The organism is Stieleria sp. (assembly GCF_041595215.1).
Lineage (GTDB): Bacteria > Planctomycetota > Planctomycetia > Pirellulales > Pirellulaceae > Stieleria > Stieleria magnilauensis.
Genome location: NZ_JBFHKV010000916.1, coordinates 1 through 3,570, shown reverse-complemented (window position 1 = coordinate 3,570; position 3,570 = coordinate 1). Strand labels below are relative to the sequence as shown.

Below are 3,570 nucleotides of genomic sequence, written 5' to 3'. Positions count from 1 at the left end.
GGTGCCAGGAGATCTTGGAAAAAAGTCCCACGGCGCTGGCAATCGCCAAGTACTCCATGAACGCCGACAGCGCTCACATCAGCGGCCTTTCCGCGATGGGCTTGCAAACCGTCAAGCTGTTCTACGGCACCGAGGAATCGACAGAAGGTGTGCAAGCCTTCAAGGAGAAGCGCAAACCGGAGTTCGGGAAGTATCGAACTTAACTGCAGATGCCAAACAACTGACAATCGTTTGGTCTCAACCGGTTCGCGCGAGCGGGCTGTCGATTTAAGCCCCCATGCGTCAGCACGGGGCCACGCGGCGTTCCTCGCTCACGCGTCGCTCTAAGGTCTTCGCGCTCAATTCAGCGCATCGACTAAATCGACATCCCGCAAGCGTCCAGGCACCCCTACTTGTCTTCGCTTTGCGGTATTGGGCATCAGCCTGCGTTCGAGGTCGAACGTTGCTCTGTGTCGTATTGACGCGAGCGGTGCCGATTTGAACGCGGCTCGGGTATAATGGGTTCTCCGTCGGTTGTGATGAGATCCGCAGCCCAAGAGCGTCACGTCATCATCGACGCAGATTGGCAGGGGTTCCGCATCAGATGATCGAGGGCCGCAATCATGATGGCCAGCAACACCGTGCTCGTCGCAGAAACGCGTGACTCCCACGCGATACGATTCGGTACGCATTTTTGGGGCTTGGTGGGGATGTGGACCGCGGCAGCGGCGTGCTCGCTGGCCTGGAGTCTTCACGAACAGCGACAGAACATCTTTGAGATCGGCCGCAAGAACGCCGAGACCGCTTACGAGAAGGACTTGGTTTATCGCCGCTGGTTGGCGGATCATGGCGGTGTGTATGTTTGGGTGACCGGCGAAACCCGGCCAAACGTCTACCTCGCCGGCAGCTCGCGACGTGAAGTCAGCACGCCGCGCGGGACATTGACACTGATCAATCCGGCCACCGCGACGCGCCAGGTCTACGAGATGGAAGCGGAAGCGTATGGCGTCCGCAGCCATCTGACCAGTCTCAGGCCGATCAACCCCCTCAACGCGCCCGACCCTTGGGAAGCCGAAGCGCTTCGGTTGCTGGACGCCGGCGACGCCGAGGTGTGCAATTTGGAGCGACTGCCCGGCGGCAGCTACATTCGATTGATGCGGCCATTGGTGACCGAACAGACGTGTCTGGAGTGCCACGCCGAGCAGGGTTACCAAGTGGGAGACATCCGCGGAGGCATCAGTGTGTCGGTGCCCATGCAACCGCTCTGGGACGCGGGCACGAAGGAGACCATCGCGGTTTGCACCGGGCACGGTCTGCTCTGGGTGATCGGATTGACGGGAATCGCCACGGGCATGCGGCGCCATCGCCGAGCGGTCGAGAGCCGTCTGAACGCGGAAGAGGAATTGAGGGAAAAAGAGGTCCGCTTGACCACCTTCGCCGAACGCCACGCTCGTTTAAAAGCCGAACAAGAGAACTTGGAGAGCCAAGCGCAGCTTCGTTTGGCAGGGGCGATCCAACAGAGGTTGCTTCCCAGCTCCGTGCCCCTGATTCCCGGCTTTGAACTCGCCGGTTTATCGTATCCCGCGGAAGTCACCAGCGGCGACTTCTATGACTTTATCGAGATGCCGGACGGTTGTCTGGGAATCGTCGTTGCAGACGTGAGCGGTCATGGAACAGGACCGGCGTTGTTGGCGACGGAAACCTGCGCCTATCTGCGAGCACTGGCGGAAACCTACTCGGACGTCGGTGAAATCTTGACACGTTTAAACAAGTTGTTGGCCCCGGACTTTGACGACGGCTACTTTGTGACGCTGGTTTTGGGTCGTTTTGATCCAGCGGACCGGTCGTTCGTCTACGCCGGTGCCGGACATCAAAGTCACTTGTTGGACGCCGACGGCCGAGTGACAACACTCGAGTCCACCGGCCTGCCGTTGGGCTTGGTCGACGACGCGGTGATCGAGACCTCGGTGCCGATCATGTTGCAACCGTCGCAACTGATTCTGCTGTTGACCGATGGCATTCCCGAAGCCGCAGGCGATGAAGATGAGCTTTACGGCATGAAGCGGGCGTTGGATCTGGTCAGGTCCAATCGCCGACGTCCGGCCGGCGAGATCATCGAAGCGCTGTGCCGCGACGCCAAGGCATTCTCGGCCCCTGATCCCCAGAACGACGACATGACGGCGGTCGTGCTAAAAGCGAACTCGCCAGATCAACCACAATGACGTCACCGATGCGGGTGTTTGCATCGGTGATGCGTCACTGGCCAATTCACGAGCCAACTCACTGGCCGATTCACTGGGGCTGCAGTGCTTCGGTGTCGTGGGGTTGGCCGATCGCGTCGAGCAGGTCGCGGAACCAGGGCACGTCCTTGTTGAAGGGTTTGCCGCCGCGGATCCGTTCGAATTCGATCGCCCGTAGCTCGTCGCCGCGTTCCTCGTCTTCGCCGATCACACCGCCTTGGCCCGCCAGGGCACATTCGACGGCCTTGTCGGCACAACGCTTGATCAATGCCAAGTCTTCTTCATTGGCGGGTGCCGCGCGGCTGAAGTAACCGCTCTTTTGCACCAGCGTCTTTTCCGCGCCGATCATCTTGGCAAACTGCTCGCCGAACCACTTTCCGGGGTTCACGGCGTCCAGCTTGTAGTGGCCGAACGCATCCTTGGGCACTTCCTCGCCACGCGACTGCATTTCTTCCACGATCGTATCCACGCCGGCACCCTCGGAGATGAAGATGTTGACGCAATCGATGTCATCCATGATGGTGCGAAGGCGTGCGGCTTCTTGTTCGAGGTCGAAGTGCATTTCCGGGATATAAACGCCATGCACTTCATCGCGCTCGCGGCTGAGTCCGGCGTCGGGCAGGAATTCCATCTGATCGAGTAGCTTGCGATACTTGAGCGCCGTCGCGGCAGTCAGCCAGCCGCAATTGCGGCCCATCACTTCGTGCACGATCAACATCCGTGGATTGGCGTTTTGCTCGGCCACCACGTTTTCAAAGAACCTGGCGCCCTGTTCGGCGGCAGTCCACGCACCCAGACTTTGCTTGATCGGGATCACGTCGTTGTCGACGGTTTTTGGAAGCCCGACGACCGTCAATTCGTAGCCGTTCTTTCTCAGAAACGCCGCGAGATCGGCAGCCGACGTGTTCGTGTCGTCACCCCCGATCGTGTGCAGCACGTCGACGCCGTCTTGCTTGAGTCGCTCCGCTGCGACTTCCAGCGGGTCCTGGCCTTCTTGGACCAGGCCTCGTTTGACGCAGTCCGCAACGTTGGTCAACTTGACGCGACTGTTGCCGATCGGGCTGCCGCCGCGTTCGTGCAGCAGGGCCGCGTGGTCGCGTACGTTTTGGTTGACCACGAAGCTGTCGCCCAGCAGCAGGCCTTTGTAGCCTGATCGGTAACAAACGATCTCCACGTCCGGAGCCGATTCGGTGTAACGCTCGATCAGGGCGCCGATGCCCGAAGAAAGGCAGGGCGCCAGTCCGCCTGCCGTCAGGATGCCTACCTTCTTAACTGTCATGGCTTGCTTCTCGGTTGGACCAATGAAAGGTTGCGCTGCGAAGCATTTTTTGGCGGCAGGGCGCGAGCCCTC

3 protein-coding genes are annotated in these 3,570 nt (G+C 60.1%); 2 read left to right on the top strand and 1 reads right to left on the bottom strand.

Annotated features, from left to right (window positions below; all coding sequences use genetic code 11):
* Positions 1 to 203: enoyl-CoA hydratase-related protein (locus ABX749_RS26205; protein ID WP_372898604.1), on the top strand; the 203-nt coding region annotated here is incomplete at its 5' end.
* A gap of 399 nt (positions 204 to 602) precedes the next feature.
* The gene (locus ABX749_RS26200; protein WP_372898603.1) at positions 603 to 2,201 is read left to right on the top strand and encodes a PP2C family protein-serine/threonine phosphatase; all 1,599 of its coding nucleotides are present in this window, start codon (positions 603 to 605) and stop codon (positions 2,199 to 2,201) included.
* 70 nt (positions 2,202 to 2,271) lie between these two features.
* Here the strand turns inward: ABX749_RS26200 and ABX749_RS26195 are convergent, their stop codons facing one another.
* A complete protein-coding gene (locus tag ABX749_RS26195) occupies positions 2,272 to 3,498 on the bottom strand; it encodes a pyrophosphate--fructose-6-phosphate 1-phosphotransferase (protein ID WP_145207117.1) in 1,227 nt (408 codons plus the stop codon).
* Positions 3,499 to 3,570: the final 72 nt, after the last annotated feature.